This is a genomic window from Streptomyces sp. NBC_00988 (assembly GCF_045162645.1).
GTDB lineage: Bacteria > Actinomycetota > Actinomycetes > Streptomycetales > Streptomycetaceae > Streptomyces.
Map to the genome: position 1 here is coordinate 6,097,452 of NZ_CP108730.1, position 13,541 is coordinate 6,110,992.

Genomic DNA, 13,541 nt, shown 5'->3' on the forward strand with positions numbered 1-13,541 from the left:
ACTGTCGTATGCCGTAAGCCTTTGCCAGGTACGGGACGGCGTACGGGATCGGCCCCAGCACATCACATTAAGCACGCACTCTGTCACTGGTCGTTGCCAATTGACCAAAAGTGGAGCACGGGGTTCCGATACCGGTGGGTGGTGGCTGTGCGGCCGGGGGCCTCGGCGTCAGACGAGCCGTACCCGGCGTCAGACGAGCCGTACCGGCTTCTCGGGGCGTATGCCGAGGTCGATCAGCCATGCGCGCAGGGGTGCCGGGTCGCCGTCCTCGACGAGGCTGAGCACCCTCGGGGCGAGATCGGCCGCCCTTTCGCCGTTGACGAGCAGCGTCGGACCGTCGAGCCAGTCCAGGCCAGGTAGCGCGCCGGCGGTGTCCATCGCGGCGCAGCACACCATCGCCGTGACGTGATCGGCGAGCAACTCCCGTCCCGTGCGCGGGGGTTGGAGCGGGAAGAGAGGGAGCGCGGTGTCGTCCCAGAGCCCGGTGTCGGGCCCCTGCCCGGGTGGGGCCGAACTCGTCGGCGGGGTCGCGGCCTCCTCGCGCGCCAGCTCCGCGGTGAGGCCTGCGGCGAGGGCCGCGCTGTGCGGCGAGCAGCCTTCACCGAGCTCTTCGTCGTCGTCGGCGGCCATCGCCTTGTAGGGCTCGGGCTCCGGGTGGGGGTGCGGGTGGAGGTCCGGCTCCGACTCCGGGTGCGGCTCCAACTCCGGGTGCGGGGCTTCCAGTTGTGCGGGGGTGGACGGGTCGTCGAGGGTGGCGTCCGTCCCGTACGGATCGGGGGCGCCGTCGGCCTCCCCGTACCGGTCGTCGCCCGCTGCCGTCGCCGTCGGGTCCGTCAGGTGGTCCACCACTCGGGCCAGGGTCGGGGCGTCGTGGTGGGGCGGGGTGGGGTCGGGGGCGCGGCGGACGCCGAGGGTGTCCAGGACGCGGTGGAGGCGGGCCGCGTCGGTGCGCCATTTGCGGTCGACGACCTCCTCCGGGTACTCCTGCCAGCTCACCGGCGCCCAGTCGGGACCGGTCTCGGCGGGGCCGCCGTGGAAGAGGCGGGCGGCGAGGAGCGAGGTCGCCTCGTCGATCGTGCCGGGCTCTTCGAGCAGGTCACAGGCAGGGCGCTCGCCGAGACGGGAGGCGAAGCCCTCGGCCAGGCGGTCGCGCCGGGACAGCTCCGTGAGCGCCGCGACAACGCCCGCGTCCAGCCGGGACGGCCAGCGGCCCATCCGCCACGCGGGCAGCGCGACCCGGGTCAGCAGCCGGTCCCAGCCCGCGTACGCCAGGCCCACCTGTTCCTGCGCGACGATCCGCAGGCCGTAGTCCACAGCCTGTGCGCGCTCGGCGGCAGCGGCGGCCACGCCCCGCTCCATCTCGGCCGCGTGCCCCCGGCAACTGCGCAGCAGCAGCCGGGCGACCCAGCCGACACCGGCGAGCACCGAACGGAACACGGGACCGCGCGGTGCCGAGGTCACGGCCACCGCCGCGTCCAGACCCCGTACGAAACGGCGGGCCGCGGCTATGTCCGGGTGCGCCGAGGGTCCCGTACCGGCGACGACCGGCGCGAGCACCGCGCGCAGCTCGCCCACCCGCATCCACCACAGGAACGGCGACCCGATGACGAGGACGGGCGAGGCGGCCGTACGACGGGAACGCGCCGGGGTGAGGCCGCGTACGCCGGTGATCTCGTCGCGGTTCTCCTGCGGGGGCGGGCCGTGGGACGGGTGGGTGCGGTCCTCCAGCCAGCTGTCGCAGTCCGGGGTGAGCGCTATCGCGGACGGTGCGGGGACGTCGAGGCGGTCGGCGAGGTCGCGCACCAGGCGGTACAGGTCGGGGGCCGACTCCTCGGCGATCGCGACCGTAGGACTCACGGCCGGGCGGGCCCGCGCGACGACCAGCGCGATGGCGCTGGCCGCGAGCAGCACGACGACCGCGGCCACGCCCATGATCCAGCGGGAGAGGTCCCAGCCCCGGCCCACGAGATGGCCGGTGGAACCGCCCGCCAGCAGGATCACCGCGACGGCGGCGGGCAACAGGGCGACGGCCAGCGCCCGGCTGCGGATCCGCAGCACGGCCAAGGCCCGGGAACGCGCCGCCTGCGCGCCCGCCTCCACACCCACACCCATACCGGTCACGACCGGACCTCGCCCCCTCCGTGCTGTCCCGTTCTGCTGGCGTTGCTCACTCCCCCACTGTGGCACCCGCCACTGACATCGCAATGCCGGTGGGCCAAGTGCCGGAACGCTTGCGCCGCACCATAGTTGGGGCCCCGGCCCCCGTCAGCCGGTTGGGGCATCGGTCACTCGATGGAATGGCTCAGGGGAAAGGTGGATGACAGAGGGCAAGGATCAGGCCCCGAATCGTGAGACGGATTCGGGGCCTGTGGGGTTTATCGGTGCGGTCCACCGGTGTGGTGCATCGGTGTGGTTCACCGGCGCGCGGAGGCGCTTGAGGGCTTGGGGCTACTCGCCCGCCGCCGCCTTCGCCGCGATGTCCGTGCGGTGCTGGGAGCCGTCGAGGCGGACGCGGGCCACGGCCGCGTACGCGCGCTCGCGGGCCTGGGTGAGGTCGGTGCCGGTCGCCGTGACGGAGAGGACGCGGCCGCCGGCGCTGACGACGTCGTCGCCGTCGTACCTGGTACCGGCGTGCAGCACGTACGCGTGCGGGGCGTCCTGCGCCGCGACCTCGTCGAGGCCGGTGATCGGGTCGCCGGTGCGCGGGGTGCCGGGGTAGTTGCGCGAGGCGATGACGACGGTGACCGCCGCGTCCTCGCTCCAGCGCAGGGGGGCCAGGTCGTCGAGGGTGCCGTCGGCGGCGGCGAGCAGGACGCCGGCCAGCGGGGTCTTCAGGCGGGCCAGGACCACCTGGGTCTCCGGGTCGCCGAAGCGGGCGTTGAACTCGATGACCCGCACTCCGCGACTGGTGATCGCGAGGCCGGCGTAGAGGAGGCCGGAGAAGGGGGTGCCGCGGCGGCGCATCTCGTCGACGGTCGGCTGGAGGACGGTCTGCATGACCTCGTCCACCAGCTTCGGGTCGGCCCACGGCAGCGGGGAGTACGCGCCCATGCCGCCGGTGTTCGGGCCCTCGTCGCCGTCCAGCGCGCGCTTGAAGTCCTGCGCGGGCTGCAGCGGGACGACGGTGACGCCGTCGGTGATCGCGAAGAGCGACACCTCGGGGCCGTCGAGGAACTCCTCGATGACGACCCGCTCGCAGGCGTTGGCGTGCGCCTTCGCGGCTTCGAGGTCGTCGGTGACGACGACGCCCTTGCCTGCGGCGAGTCCGTCGTCCTTCACGACGTACGGCGCACCGAAGGCGTCGAGAGCCTCGTCGACCTCTTCCGGGGTCGTGCAGACATAGGAGCGGGCGGTCGGCACACCGGCCGCCGCCATCACTTCCTTGGCGAAGGCCTTGGAGCCCTCCAGCTGCGCGGCCTCCCCGGAGGGGCCGAAGACCGGGATGCCCGCCTCGCGCACGGCGTCGGCGACCCCGGCGACGAGGGGTGCCTCCGGGCCGACCACGACGAGCTCGGCACCGAGTTCGGTGGCCAGCGCGGCTACGGCTGCGCCGTCGAGGGCGTCGACCTGGTGCAGCTCGGCCACCTCTGCGATGCCGGCGTTGCCGGGGGCGCAGTGCAGAGCGGTGACGTCGGGGTCGTTGGACAGGGAATGGCACAGGGCGTGTTCGCGGGCACCGGTACCGATGACGAGGACCTTCACGGGGTCAGCCTAGGTCACGGTGGGAGTGGGGTTGGTCGGGGTGGGGGTTGGTGGGTGGCGGGGCGGGGTTGTGGACGGGTTGGGGGTGGATGGCTTGGGTTGGTTGCGGGGTGCGGGTTCGTGGGGGCTGGGCGCGCAGTTCCCCGCGCCCCTAGGGGTATTGGTGTGGGGCGGGGTTAGGGGGCTGGGCTGGGCCGTCGCCGCTGTCGGGGGTGGGGCGGGGCTGGGTGAACGGGCGGGGCTGGGCGCGCCCGCGCGGCGGAGCCGCATGTCGACGCAGCCCCGCGACCCTGAGGGCATCGGGGTGGGGCGGAGTGCAGGGAGCCGGGGCGGCTACTCGTTGGTGAACTCTTCGATCACCGTGGCTCCCAGTTCCCGGACGATCAGTTCGTGGCCGGAGAGGGCTGACTCGTCGAGGTCGGGGTCGTCGTCCTCGGGGGTGTCGTCCTCGGCGGAGACCGTGCGGGGGGCGGGGGCCGGGGGTGCGGGGGGTTGGGCGGGCGCCGGGGCCTGTGCCGAGGGTGAGTTGGGCGTGTTCGTGGGGGCGGGTGCGGGCGTGGGCTGGGGGGACGCCGGGCGGGGGGCGGGCGTGGCGGGGGCCGGGGCGCCGTAGCCACCGGACGGCGCACCGCCGTAACCACCCGTCGCGCCGCCACCGCCACCGTAGGAACCGCCCGGTTGCGGGGGCGGGGTGCCGCCGCCCGACGGGTCCACGATCGCGTCGATCTTCCACTGGACGTTGAACTGCTCGGACAGCGCCTGCTTCAGTACGTCCTCGCTGCCGCTGCTGTTGAAGTTGTCCCGCGCACCGGCGTTGACGAAGCCGATCTGGAGGGTCGTGCCGTCGAAGCCGGTGACCTGCGCGTTCTGGCTCAGCAGGATCCAGGTGAAACGGCGGCGGTTCTTCACCACTTCCAGGATGTTCGGCCAGAGCATGCGGGGGTCGAGGCCGCCGGCCGGGGGCGGGACAGCGGCCTGGGTGGGAGCCGCGGTCTGGGGTGCGGAAGCCTGTACGGGGGTGGGGGCTGGGCTGTTGTGGGCGGGGGCCGGGGGTTGTCCGCCGCCCGCCGGTGCCGTCGTGGGCCAGCCGCCGGGGCGGCGACCGCTGCCCGCGGCTGTGGCGGTGGGCCAGGCTCCGGGGGCGGGGGCCTGGGGTTGTGCTTGGGGCTGCGGCTGTTGGGGTTCCGGGGTGGGCGGCGCGGGCTGGACGTAGGCAGGTGCGGGGGCGGGGGGCTGCTCCGCCGGCATCGCGGGCGGGGTCGCGACGGGAGCCGGGGAGGTGCCGGGCGCCCCTGGACCTCGTACGGCTGCGCGCGCGGCGGCGGCACCACCGCCCGGGGGGACGGGAGCCGGGGCGTGAGCCTGCTGGGCGGGGGGCTGCGCGTGGGCTTGGGGGTGGGCGTCGGGGCCGGGGACGTAGGCCATGGCGGGCGCGGCACCGCCGCCCGCGAAGTTGACGCCGCGCTCCAGCCGGTCGAGGCGGGCCATGACCGACTGCTCGTCGCCGTAGGCGGCGGGGAGCATGACGCGGGCGCAGATGAGTTCGAGCTGGAGGCGGGGGGAGGTGGCGCCGCGCATCTCGGTCAGGCCGGTGTTGACGAGGTCGGCGGCGCGGCTGAGTTCGGCGGCGCCGAAGGTGCCTGCCTGGGCCTGCATGCGTTCGAGTACGTCGGTGGGGGCGTCGATGAGGCCCTTGTCGAGGGCGTCGGGGACGGCCGCGAGGATCACCAGGTCGCGGAGGCGCTCCAGCAGGTCGGCGACGAAACGGCGCGGGTCGTTGCCACCGTCGATGATGCGGTCGACGACCTCGAAGGCGGCGGCGCCGTCACCGGTGGCGAAGGCCTCGACGACGGAGTCGAGCAGCGAGGCGTCGGTGTAGCCGAGCAGCGAGGTCGCCATGGCGTATGTCACACCGTCGGTGCTGGCGCCGGCGAGCAACTGGTCCATGACGGACATGGAGTCACGCACGGAACCGGCGCCGGCGCGCACGACGAGGGGCAGGACGCCCTCCTCGACCGGGATGTTCTCCTGCCCGCAGACCTGGCCCAGGTACTCGCGCAGGGTGCTGGGCGGCACGAGCCGGAAGGGGTAGTGATGGGTGCGCGACCGGATCGTCCCGATGACCTTCTCGGGTTCGGTGGTCGCGAAGATGAACTTGAGGTGCTCCGGCGGCTCTTCGACGACCTTGAGCAGCGCGTTGAAACCGGCCGACGTGACCATGTGGGCCTCGTCGATGATGTAGATCTTGTAGCGGCTGCTCGCGGGCCCGAAGAACGCCTTCTCGCGCAGCTCACGGGCGTCGTCCACACCACCGTGCGACGCGGCGTCGATCTCGATGACGTCGATCGAACCGGGTCCGTTGCGCGCGAGGTCCGTGCAGGACAGGCACTCGCCGCAGGGGGTCGGGGTGGGGCCCTTCTCGCAGTTCAGACAGCGGGCCAGGATGCGCGCGCTCGTGGTCTTGCCGCAGCCTCGCGGCCCGCTGAACAGGTACGCGTGATTGACCCGGTTGTTCCGCAGCGCCTGCTGCAACGGGTCGGTGACATGTTCCTGCCCGATGACCTCGGCGAACGACTCCGGGCGATAACGGCGGTACAGCGCGAGAGACGACACGCGTACGAGGTTATAGGCGCCCACTGACAACCGGGCCCGCCTGTGAGTCCGGCGACCGTCCCGACCCCTGGGCGACTGCCCCGACCCCTGGGCGCCTGTCCCAACCCCTGGGCAACTGCCTCGGCCCCCGGCAGACTGTCCCGCCCTGGAAACCCGACCCCGGAAACGCAAGCGCCCCCCACGCACCCGCCAGAGCCAACCTACCCTTGCTGCCTTCCGGCCCTGGGGGAGTTCAGTCAGATAGCGCCGCGTGAGGGGCTCCGCACAGGCTACAGGATCTGAGCGGGGGGAACGAGTTCGCGAGCACTCCTCAACGTCTTGTATTGTTTGCCGCGGAGGATTCGCCTAGTGGCCTAGGGCGCACGCTTGGAAAGCGTGTTGGGGGCAACCCCTCACGAGTTCGAATCTCGTATCCTCCGCCAGTGCCTCACCGGGCACGATGTCGATGGGCCCCGCTGCTTGCAGCGGGGCCCATCGTCGTGCGTGGTTGCAGTTTTGGTTGCAGTTGTAGCCCGACGGTGGCTGGGGCGAGTGCCAGCGGGCTCTGGCAGCGATGACGGGAACAGTCTTGGACAGCTACTGAAGCAGGATCATCTTGCGGAGTAGTTCGAATTCGGCATGCCCGTATAGCCGCCTTTTGATCTTTTTGATGCTGTTCACGGCATCCTCGGTGCTGCCCGAACTCCAGCGGAGGGTGAGTCGGGCGGTGACGGCGTCGAGATCGCTTTGTAAACATCGTGGTACCCGTCTTCGGGGCCGACCGTGGGATGGGCCCCAGGACTATGCTTCATACGGACGTCCCAGACCCCGGCGGGCCACCGTTGCTTGGCCCGTATGTCTGCGGAGAGCGGATCACTCGTCCCCTCGCCCAGCGCATCCCCGAGGGAACCGACTGGGTCCCACGCCCCGGAACATCGGCTGCTGGACCGGTCGTTCACCTGCCCGCACGACAGTACGACCGTCCCGGCTTCCCGGCACGGTCTCGTGAACCGAGGCACCCCGCCCATGCGTGTCCCACCCGTCCTGAACGTCCACCGGCACGACACCGGCAACCGGGCACTGATCACCCTGACCGGCGAGATCGACCTCGACTCCGCGCCCCTGGTGCACGCGTCCCTGGAGCGCTGTCTCCACGACGGCATCCGCGCCATCGACGTCGATGTCACCGCCGTGACCTTCTGCGGCCACAACAGCCTCAACGCCTTCCTCTGCGCCTTGCTGCACACCGCCGCGGCCGGAGGATCCCTGCAACTGCGCCATCCCAGCCCGGCGTTGGAACGCCTCGTCACACTCACCGGCTCCGGTTCCCTCTTCGTCACCCTCCCGGATGCCCACGCCGGGAACTGGACGCCTCCGCAGCCCTTTCCCCTGCCCCAGGCCGCACACTGGCCCGCTCCGACCCTGCCCGCTCTCCCGAGCGGTGTGCTGTGACGGCCTTACCAGGGCCGGGCCGACCGCGAACGGGCCCAGGTCGTCTGCCGCTCGCCACGCGCACGTCGCCCCTGGGTCTGCGCCGGCTCAACCGCTGGCAGGCCGAGGGACTGCGCGAGGACCTGGCAGACCTGTACGCGGAGTCCTGCGCCACAACACCCGGGTGGGAGCACAGCGGCCGGAAGGACTTCCTGCGCCGTCTCACACACGACACGTGGCGACCGGGGTTCACCATGGTGACCGCCCAGGCACCCCGCCTGGTGGGATACGCGTTCGGATTCCCCGTAGCGCGCGACGGCTCCTGGTGGACGGGATTCCGTGGACCACTCCCACAGCACATCGCTCAACTCACCACGTCCGGACAGGTCTTCGCCATCAGCGGGACGGTGGTCCGTCCCTCCGAGCGGTACCACGGCCTGGCCGACCGCCTGCAGGAGCGGCTGCTCGCCGACCGCCGGGCTCTGCTCGGCGCAACCCTGGTGGACCGGACCCATCGTGCGGCCTGTGCCGGATTCCGGTCGCGAGGATGGCACGACATCGGCCTGCTCTACAGGCCACCGGGCCCAACCGTGTTGCGGGCCCTGGTCCTTCCCCTCGCAGAGCGGACGACCGCGGAGCCGGGTGACCTCGCGCACCCAGCACGAATCCAGTAGCCGCAGCAGGGCCAGGGTTGAGGCACGCGCGTGAGGGGATGAACGGTGGGACGGCAAGCGCGACTTGTGACAACTGACGGCCGGTCGACCCGGGTCCAGGGGCTGGCGGCCGGGCAGGCGGCGGACCCATGCCGACGAGCGGCACGACGGAGGCTTGGTCATCCGCGACGTGATCGCCCGCCGCCTCCGATCACCTGCGGACACGAACCCCGGTCTGCGCGACGATGACGCCTGACAGCCGGTCCCGCCGTTCCCCGGCCGGAACCACTCCCAGGACAAGGGTGCATGCGACGGATCAGCAGCTCCTGTCCAGGACGTTCGTCGAGCTGGCCGACAACATGGTCGCCGACTTCGACCTGATGGACTTTCTGAGCCTGCTGACCGACCGCTGCGTCGGCCTGCTCGGTGTGAGTGCGGCAGGGGTACTGCTCGCCGACCGCAACGGCGAACTCCGGGTCGTGGCCGCCTCCAGCGAACGGGTGCGCGTGCTGGAACTCTTCCAGCTCCAGAACGACGAAGGCCCCTGCCTGGAGACCTTCCGCACCGGCGCACCGGTCTCCATCCCCGACGTGACCACAGAGATCCACCGCTGGCCGCGCTTCGCCGCGCAGGCCCACCACAGTGGGTTCGCGGCGGTCCAGGCCCTGCCGATGCGCCTGCGGGACGAGGTCGTCGGCGCCCTGAGCCTCTTCCGCTCCGACGCCGGCCCCTTCGATCCGGCGGGCACACTCATCGCCCAGGCCCTGGCCGATGTAGCCACCATCAGCCTGCTGCAGCAACGCTCCACTGACCGCGGCGCCGTCCTCAGCGAACAGTTACAGACCGCGCTGAGCAGCCGCGTCCTGATCGAACAGGCCAAGGGCAAACTGGCCGAACGCCTCGACATCGACATGGAACAGGCTTTCTCCGCGCTGCGCGCCTACGCCCGCGCCCACAACCGCCGACTGTCCGACCTGGCCCGCACCTTCATCGACGGCACCGAACCCCTCAACGGCCTGATCGTCTGACCACTCGCGAGCAAGCCCCGGCGCATCGCGACCAGCCGCCACCAGCAGCATGTGGTGCGGGCCGGAGGCACTATCACTTGGACTTCACCGGCGCGCGGACTGGTAGAACGCGGTGAACGGCAGCTTCATCGGTCGCCGCGACCACACGGCTGGGAACGCCAATCGCGAGCCGACGGCAATCGCACCAGAGGTCTTCGTTGCGTGCGGTGGGTGGGGACGTGCTCATGCCGATCGGGTCAGGGCGCTCCGCACCCTTCGACAGGCCCTTGTGATCGAGTGACCTCGTGCCCCGTCGGAGTGCTCGCGATGGAGAACCGTGGGATCGGAGCGCCGGGTGAGTTGCCGCAGCTTGGTACGGCTGCCGTGCTCGACGAGGATCGGCACGTAGGTGGGGATACGAGCGTTGCTGAGCGGCTGGTAGCAGTCCTGCACCACATCCCGCACGATCACAGGCGTCAGCAGGTCGCCGTAGGAGGTCGTCAGTCGGTCCGTCAGTGCCTGAATGGCGTCAGGTACCGCGGCTTCGGCCGTGTTCGCGCCCATGGGGCGCTCCTCACTGTCGCGGACGGCCGACCGCGGCATCCGATCCGTGGCCAGGTGCTCGGTGTCGGCCTGTCCGCTTCCCACACTCGCACGGATCGCGTCCGCGAAACGGCCCACCGGATGTGTTCACCGACTCGCCATCTCAAGTCGGTCGGCCTGCGAGCCGGGCGGTCGACGGCCCGTGGTACCAGCCGTCCCGGTTGCCTCGTCCACGGCCTCAGCAGGTCGGGCGACGAGGCGTCGCCACCGGCTTCGGCACGGGATCCACGCGACTGATCGGCGCCGTCCGGGGAACCCGGCAGGCAGCGGCGCAGCCACCGGGATCACGTGTGACTCGTCGTCCACCGGTAGGGGTAGACAGATGCTCGCATTCGTGGCCGCCGCATTCTTCGCCATCGCCTTCATCATCCGTGTCACCGAGACGTCGACCGACGTGATCTTCAGCCCGACGAGCCTCATGCTCGTCGGGCTTGCCTTCCTCGCAGCGCACTCGGCCGGCGTGGGGTCGGGCTGGTCCACCCGGCGAAGCTCCAGCCGGGGAAGCTCCAGCCGGGGAAGCTCCACCCGGGGCAACTCCAGCCGGAGGAGCGCGAGTCGACGCTGAGCGAGCGATGTGTCCCGTCCTCCCGCCGACGGATCCGAACGCGGAGCCACCTCGGACTACCCGTCAGTGGGGCCGAGTTGAGCCCGGATCAGGCGATCACCGCCTGCAGTCGGCGGCTGCCCCTCCGCCGCGAGGAGCGATGGGGCAGAGGCCCTGCCACTGCCCGCCTCGCGACTAGAGCACGCGCTCCTCGCTGGTCCGCGGCGCGCCCTCGTCCGGCAGGTGCACGTCGTTGACGGCGATGTTCACCTCGACGACCTCCAGGCCCGTCATCCGTTCCACCGCCGCGATCACGTTCTCGCGGACCTCCGCGGCGACCTCACGGATGCTCACCCCGTATGCGACGACGACCTGGAGGTCGATGGCGGTCTGCTTCTCGCCGACCTCGACCGTGACGCCGCGTCCCGCGCTCGCGTGCCCGCCGGGGACCCGGTCGCGTACGGCGCCCATGGTGCGGGTGAATCCACCGCCCAACGCGTTGATCCCGGGGACCTCCCGTGCGGCGATTCCGGCGATCTTCTCCACCACCCCGTCCGCGATGGTCGTCCGGCCTCGGGTCTCGGGCGGTTCCTGAGGCCCGGGCCGTGCGGGCTGAAGCGTCGTGCCCATGCCGGTGCGGGGCTCATCGGGATCGGAGTTCCGCAGGATCGAACCGTTCGGCTCCGTCATGCGAAGCCACCTCCTCGGGCAGTCGACGGACTGCCATCCCTGAGCGGCTGTCGGCCGCCACCCCTCGTGCCGCTCTCTCAACTACCGTGCAGGGCACCGGACATGTACGTGCCACCGGCATTTTGAAGCCGTCCATGTCCTGAGATGGGGGTGGCTTCGGGCCGTCTGCCGCGCCGGGTCGAGGACTATGCTGTTGTCCGGGCGTCCCAGACCCCGGCGGCCTGTCGTTGCTCGACACAGATGGCTGCGGGGAGCGGATTCTTCGTCCGTCACCGGCGCATCCCTGGAGGGAACCGGGTGGGTCCGCTGTCCTGTCGCACAGGCCCTCGGACCGGCCCTCGCTTCGCCTCCGCCGAACGTACGCCCCTGCGGACAGCGCGCCAAGAGGGGCCGGGAAACCCGGCATCCCCACCTCGCTGCCGGATGGTCTTCGAACCGAGGCGTCATGCCCTTGTCCCAGCTCACTGTCTACTGTCATGACCGACGCAACCGGGCACTGATCACCCTGGCCGGTGAGATCGACCTGGAATCGGCGCCGCTGGTGCGCGCAGCACTGGCGCGGTGCCTGAGCGACGGCATCCGCATCCTCGATGTCGACCTCACCCCCGTGACCTTCTGCGACTGCAGCGGCCTCAACGCCTTCCTCTACGCCACGCAGAAGACCACCGAGGCCGGCGGAATCCTTCAACTGCACCACCCGCCACCGACACTGGAGCGGATCCTCGACCTCACCGGCTGCGAGCTCCTGCTCCTCGGCCCTCCGGTCGGGCAACTGTCACCTCCTTCCGGGGCTGTCCCGGCCCCGGCCGTCCAGCCCCCGCCGCACCGGAGTACTCCACTGGTGGCTGCCGGCTCGGGCGATGCGCGATGACGGCCCAGCCGGAGCAGAGGCAGCAACACAAGCCCCGCGCGGGCGAGTCGTCGACCATGGACGCGGTGCGGTTGCGCCGCGTGAACCACTGGCTGGCACAGGGCCTGGGCGGGGAGCTGGCGGATCTGTACGTCGAATCCCGCGAGACGTCCACCGCCGAGGCGCACCGCAGCCGCAGCCGCCAGGACTTCCTGAACCGCCTCACCGGCGACATCCGCAGGCCGGGGTTCGCCATGGTGATCGCGGAGACGGACCACCTGGTCGGATGCGCCTTCGGGTTCCCGGTGTGCAGCGACGGCTTCTGGTGGCTCGGGTTCGACGGACCACTGCCGCAGGGCCTTGAGCAACTCACCGCGTCCGGCGGCGTCTTCGCGATCACCGACATCCTGGTCCGCCCTCATCCGCAGGACCAGGACGTGGCCTGCCGATTGCAGGAACGGCTGCTGAGCGACCATCAGGCGTCTCTCGGCGCCACCTTGGTGGATCCCGACGATCATCCGACCCGCACCTCGCTCCGCTCCTGGGGATGGCTGGACGTCGGAGAAGTGTGGCGGCCGGCGGGCCCGACCATGTTCCGTGCGCTGGTGCTCCCGGTCGGGGAACGGACCACGGCGCGGCTGGAGGGCCTGGCCCACGACGCCTGGAGCCGGTGGCCCACGTGAAGTCCGACGGCCGCTCGGTCCGCATCCAGGTGCTGGTCGCCGAGCAGGCCGCCCGACGCGGTGCCCGCGTCGGCGTGGTCGACGTGTGCACCGCTGCCGTGGCCGCACTGCCGGTCGGCGGGGCCGGCATATCAGCGATGTCCAGGACCACCGCGAGCCATCCGCTGTGCAGCACCGACACCATCAGCGAACAACTGGAAGAACTCCAGCTCACCCTCGGTGAGGGACCCTGCGTGGACGCCTTCGCCCACGGCTACGCCGTCCTCACACCCGACCTGCTGACCGGTCAACTGCAGGACCACTGGACCGTGTTCGCGGACGCGGCCCTGGAAGCCGGGGCACGCGCGGTGTTCGCACTCCCTCTGCAGATGGGGGCGATCAGCCCGGGAGTCCTCGACCTGTACGCCGACGTACCCACCGTGCTGGACGCGGAGCAGCTGGCCGATGCGCTGGCGTTCGCCGATCTCGCCACGCTGCTCCTGCTCGACGCACGGATCGAGGAGACGAGCGCCCCGGTCGACGGAGCCCTGCTCGACCGGGGCTTCGAAGACCTGGGCGGCTACCGGGCGGAGATCGACCAGGCCACCGGCATCCTCACCGTCCAGCTCGGTGTCGGCATCGACGAAGCCTTCGTACGGCTCCGTGCCTACTCCTATACGCAGGGGCGCCGGCTCGCCGACGTGGCCGCCGACGTGGTGGCCCACCGGCTCCTCTTCTCTCCGGACAACGAACCGAAACGTACCGACGACGGCACCTGACCCATCGGCTCCGGCGACGAACGTGCTG

Annotated in this window: 12 protein-coding genes, 1 tRNA gene and 1 other RNA gene; 8 read left to right on the forward strand and 6 right to left on the reverse strand. The window is 71.3% G+C overall.

Features of this window, described 5'->3' with window-relative positions; translation table 11 throughout:
- Positions 1-189: 189 nt before the first annotated feature.
- The 4 genes from OG496_RS27860 to ffs all read right to left on the reverse strand — a co-directional run bounded on the left by OG496_RS27860 (position 190) and on the right by ffs (position 6,578).
- A complete protein-coding gene (locus tag OG496_RS27860; protein WP_405976718.1) occupies positions 190-2,112 on the reverse strand; it encodes a hypothetical protein in 1,923 nt (640 codons plus the stop codon).
- 336 nt (positions 2,113-2,448) lie between these two features.
- Complete coding sequence (purD, locus tag OG496_RS27865) at positions 2,449-3,702, reverse strand: phosphoribosylamine--glycine ligase (protein WP_405972824.1); 1,254 nt, start codon at positions 3,700-3,702, stop codon at positions 2,449-2,451.
- Positions 3,703-4,035: 333 nt separating this feature from the next.
- Positions 4,036-6,315 carry a DNA polymerase III subunit gamma and tau gene (locus tag OG496_RS27870; protein ID WP_405972825.1) on the reverse strand — a complete coding sequence of 760 codons (2,280 nt, stop codon included), beginning with the start codon at positions 6,313-6,315 and terminating at the stop codon, positions 4,036-4,038.
- A 164-nt stretch (positions 6,316-6,479) separates the two neighbouring features.
- Positions 6,480-6,578: signal recognition particle sRNA small type (gene ffs, locus OG496_RS27875), an RNA gene on the reverse strand.
- A 71-nt stretch (positions 6,579-6,649) separates the two neighbouring features.
- On the opposite strand from ffs, the gene OG496_RS27880 reads away from it, so the two are divergent.
- From OG496_RS27880 to OG496_RS27895, 4 genes are all read left to right on the forward strand, one after another.
- Positions 6,650-6,737 (forward strand) — tRNA-Ser (locus tag OG496_RS27880).
- A gap of 583 nt (positions 6,738-7,320) precedes the next feature.
- Complete coding sequence (locus OG496_RS27885; protein WP_405972826.1) at positions 7,321-7,746, forward strand: STAS domain-containing protein; 426 nt, start codon at positions 7,321-7,323, stop codon at positions 7,744-7,746.
- Entirely contained in the window at positions 7,743-8,399 is a 657-nt protein-coding gene (locus tag OG496_RS27890) for a hypothetical protein (RefSeq protein ID WP_405972827.1), read from the forward strand. The genes OG496_RS27885 and OG496_RS27890 overlap by 4 nt, the downstream gene beginning before the upstream one ends.
- 338 nt (positions 8,400-8,737) lie before the next feature.
- Positions 8,738-9,406: an ANTAR domain-containing protein gene (locus OG496_RS27895; protein WP_405976719.1), complete on the forward strand. Its 669-nt coding sequence runs from the start codon at positions 8,738-8,740 to the stop codon at positions 9,404-9,406.
- Between the two features lie 222 nt (positions 9,407-9,628).
- Here the strand turns inward: OG496_RS27895 and OG496_RS27900 are convergent, their stop codons facing one another.
- The gene (locus tag OG496_RS27900; protein ID WP_405972828.1) at positions 9,629-9,949 is read right to left on the reverse strand and encodes a three-helix bundle dimerization domain-containing protein; all 321 of its coding nucleotides are present in this window, start codon (positions 9,947-9,949) and stop codon (positions 9,629-9,631) included.
- Positions 9,950-10,322: 373 nt separating this feature from the next.
- Here OG496_RS27900 and OG496_RS27905 point away from each other — a divergent pair, with 373 nt between their 5' ends.
- Positions 10,323-10,553, forward strand: a complete 231-nt coding sequence (locus tag OG496_RS27905) for a hypothetical protein (protein ID WP_405972829.1) — start codon at positions 10,323-10,325, stop codon at positions 10,551-10,553.
- Positions 10,554-10,727: 174 nt separating this feature from the next.
- Here the strand turns inward: OG496_RS27905 and OG496_RS27910 are convergent, their stop codons facing one another.
- Positions 10,728-11,222 carry an Asp23/Gls24 family envelope stress response protein gene (locus OG496_RS27910; protein WP_405972830.1) on the reverse strand — a complete coding sequence of 165 codons (495 nt, stop codon included), beginning with the start codon at positions 11,220-11,222 and terminating at the stop codon, positions 10,728-10,730.
- Positions 11,223-11,667: 445 nt separating this feature from the next.
- Between OG496_RS27910 and OG496_RS27915 the strand changes: the two genes are divergently transcribed.
- Genes OG496_RS27915 through OG496_RS27925 form a run of 3 tightly spaced genes read left to right on the forward strand, consistent with a single transcriptional unit; the run spans position 11,668 to position 13,513 of the window.
- A complete protein-coding gene (locus OG496_RS27915) occupies positions 11,668-12,093 on the forward strand; it encodes an STAS domain-containing protein (RefSeq protein ID WP_405972831.1) in 426 nt (141 codons plus the stop codon).
- A complete protein-coding gene (locus OG496_RS27920; protein WP_405972832.1) occupies positions 12,090-12,755 on the forward strand; it encodes a hypothetical protein in 666 nt (221 codons plus the stop codon). Before OG496_RS27915 ends, OG496_RS27920 begins: the two co-directional genes overlap by 4 nt.
- Entirely contained in the window at positions 12,752-13,513 is a 762-nt protein-coding gene (locus OG496_RS27925) for an ANTAR domain-containing protein (RefSeq protein WP_405972833.1), read from the forward strand. Before OG496_RS27920 ends, OG496_RS27925 begins: the two co-directional genes overlap by 4 nt.
- The last annotated feature ends 28 nt before the right edge of the window (positions 13,514-13,541 follow it).

Excerpts from the sequence above, each read along its gene's own strand:
- OG496_RS27920 (WP_405972832.1), top strand. The coding sequence starts at position 12,090 with ATGACGGCCCAGCCGGAGCAGAGGCAGCAACACAAGCCCCGCGCGGGC.
- OG496_RS27885 (WP_405972826.1), top strand. The coding sequence starts at position 7,321 with ATGCGTGTCCCACCCGTCCTGAACGTCCACCGGCACGACACCGGCAAC.
- OG496_RS27915 (WP_405972831.1), top strand. The coding sequence starts at position 11,668 with ATGCCCTTGTCCCAGCTCACTGTCTACTGTCATGACCGACGCAACCGG.
- OG496_RS27900 (WP_405972828.1), bottom strand. The coding sequence starts at position 9,949 with ATGGGCGCGAACACGGCCGAAGCCGCGGTACCTGACGCCATTCAGGCA.
- OG496_RS27895 (WP_405976719.1), top strand. The coding sequence starts at position 8,738 with ATGGTCGCCGACTTCGACCTGATGGACTTTCTGAGCCTGCTGACCGAC.
- OG496_RS27910 (WP_405972830.1), bottom strand. The coding sequence starts at position 11,222 with ATGACGGAGCCGAACGGTTCGATCCTGCGGAACTCCGATCCCGATGAG.
- OG496_RS27860 (WP_405976718.1), bottom strand. The coding sequence starts at position 2,112 with ATGGGTGTGGGTGTGGAGGCGGGCGCGCAGGCGGCGCGTTCCCGGGCC.